The organism is Streptomyces sp. ME19-01-6, assembly GCF_033793745.1.
GTDB lineage: Bacteria > Actinomycetota > Actinomycetes > Streptomycetales > Streptomycetaceae > Streptomyces.
In genome coordinates, this window is the sequence record NZ_JARAXF010000094.1 from 1 (window position 1) to 2,734 (window position 2,734).

1 protein-coding gene is annotated in these 2,734 nt (G+C 71.3%); it reads right to left on the reverse strand.

Annotated features, from left to right (window positions below):
* The coding region (locus PV419_RS52735) for a type I polyketide synthase (RefSeq protein ID WP_319701221.1) at positions 1 to 2,734 on the reverse strand (2,734 nt) is incomplete at both ends.

Below are 2,734 nucleotides of genomic sequence, written 5' to 3' on the forward strand. Positions count from 1 at the left end.
GATCGATTCCCGCCCGCTCGAACGCCTCCCACGACGTCTCCAGCAGCAGCCTCTGCTGCGGATCCATCGCCACCGCTTCCCGCGGCGAGATCCCGAAGAAGCCCGGATCAAAACCAGCGACATCGTCCAGGAAGCCACCGACTCGGACGTACGACGTTCCCGGGTGATCGGGGTCCTCGTGGTACAGCTCGGCCAGGTCCCAGCCGCGGTCATCGGGGAACTCGGCGACCGCGTCTCCACCCTCCGTGACCAGCTGCCACAGTTCCTCCGGCGAGCCGATGCCGCCGGGATAGCGGCAGGCCATACCCACGATGGCGATCGGCTCATCAGCCACGGCCGCGGCGGTCGGTGCGACAGGCTCGCCCCGGTCGCCGACCAGTTCCCTCCAGAGGTGCCGTGCCAGTGCCAGTGGCGTCGGGTAGTCGAAGACCAGCGTGGCAGGCAACCGCAGGCCGGTGGCGTTGCCGATCCGGTTGCGCAGTTCGACCCCGGTGACCGAGTCGAAGCCCAGGTCCCGGAACGCCTGGCCGACATCGACCAGATGCGGGGAGGGATGTCCCAACACCGTGGCCACCTCAGCCCTGAGCAGTTCGGTCAGTTCGGCTTCGTCGCGGAACCGGGTTGGGGTGCCGTCCCCCGTGGACCTGGGCCGACGCGTGCGGACCAGGCCGCGCAGCAACGGCGGCACCGAGGACTGTGCGCGCAGGGCAGGGAGGTCCAGTTGGACCGGCACCAGCGTGGCGGCGTCGATGCCGAGCGCGGTATCCAGCAGGGCCAGTCCGTCCGCGGCGGACAAGGGCAGCACCCCCGCCCGGCCGATCCGTGCCGTGTCCGCCTCACCGAGACCAGCCGTCATGCCGCCGCGCTCGGCCCACAGCCCCCAGGCGAGGGACGTGGCGGGCAGGCCGCGTGCGTGCCGCCACTGCGCGAGTGCGTCCAGGTACGCGTTGGCCGCCGCGTAGTTGGCCTGACCGACGCTGCCGAAAGTCCCCGCCGCCGAGGAGAACAGGCAGAACGCGGCCAGGTCCATGTGCCGGGTCAGCTCGTGCAGGTGCCAGGCCGCGTCCGCCTTGGGGCGCAGCACCTTTTCCAACCGGTCGGCGGTCAGTTCAGTCAGTACACCGTCGTCGAGTACGCCCGCGGTATGCACCACGGCGGTCAGCGGGCGCTCCGCCGGGATGCGGTCCAATACGGCGGCCAGGTCGTCGCGATGTGCCACGTCAGCGGTGGCCAGCGTCACCTCGGCGCCCAGCTCGGACAGGTGTGTGACCAAGTCCTCGGCTCCGGGAGCGTCAGCGCCTCGACGGCTCAGCAGGACCAAGTGCTTGATGTGGTGTGCGGTCACCAGGTGCCGGGCGACCAGCCGGCCGAGGACTCCGGTACCACCGGTGATGAGCACGCTGCCCCGTGGGTCCAGCCGCTTGGCCGGGTGTGCGTCCGTCCGTGTGACGCGTGCCAGGCGCGGTGCGTACGCCGAGCCCTCCCGCACCGCCAGTTCGGGCTCGTCGGCGGCCAGAACGGCGGGCAGCGCGCGGACCGATTCCGCCCAGTCGTCGAGGTCGAGCAGCACGAACTGGCCAGGGTGTTCGCTCTGTGCCGAGCGGACCAGCCCCCAGACGGGTGCGTCCACCAGCGAGGGGGTGTCGGTGTGCACCGCGTTGCGGGTGACCAGCACCAGTCGGCTGCGCGCCGACCGCCCATCGGCGAGCCACCGCTGCAACAACTCCAGTGTCCGCGCACACGCCTCGCCCGGGCTTGTCGCTCCGGCGGTCGGTGCGACCAGGACCAGGTCCGCTTCCTCGTGCGCTGCGGAGAGCGAAATCCCGGCCGCCGTCAGGGCGTCGGCCAGGCCGGTGTCGAGGGCGGCCCAGGAGAACTCGCGGTCGGCCGACAGGCTCGGCACGGCGGCCCACTCCACCTCGAACAGCGGCTGCGGCTTCTGCTCCGAGGGCAGGTCAGCCATGGAGACCGGCCGCAGGGCAAGAGAATCCACTGTCGCGACCGGCGCGCCATTGCCGTCGGCGACCAGCAAGGACAGCGTGCCGGGCCGGGTGGCCTCGGACAGTCGCACCCGGAGCCTTGAGGCGCCGGACGCGTGGAGCCTCACCCCGCTCCAGGAGAAGGGGAGGTGGGCCCGTTCGCCTCCGTCCCCGTCGTTGAGGCCCATGACGTGGAGCGCCGCGTCGAGAAGCGCTGGATGCAGGCCGTAGCGGTCGACCTCGCCGAGGCTCCCAGGACCAAGGGTCTCGGAATCGAGTGCCTCGGGTGCGATCTCGGCGAACAGGTCTGAGCCCCGGCGCCAGACCGCCTGTACGCCCTGGAACGCCGGCCCGTAGTCCAGTCCCATGTCGGCCAGCCGGTCGTACAGTCCGTCCGCGTCCACCGGGACGGCGTCCTCGGGCGGCCACACCTGCAGCCCGGTCGGCTGCGGTGCGGAGACCGCGACCAGAATGCCGTCGGCGTGGCGGACCCGTGGCTCGTCCTGATCGGCGCCATCCCGCTGCCCGAACACAGTCAGCGCCCGACGCCCGGCCGGATCGGGTCCTCCCAGCATGAGTTGCAGCTTGACCGTGTCCGCATCGCTCAGTACCAGCGGGGTGTGCAGGGTCAGCTCTTCGATCCGCTCGCAGCCCACCTGGTCGCCGGCTTGGATGGCGAGCTCGACGAAGGCCGTTCCGGGCAGGATGACCGTGCCCTGCACGGCGTGGTCGGCAAGCCAGGGATGCGTGTGCAG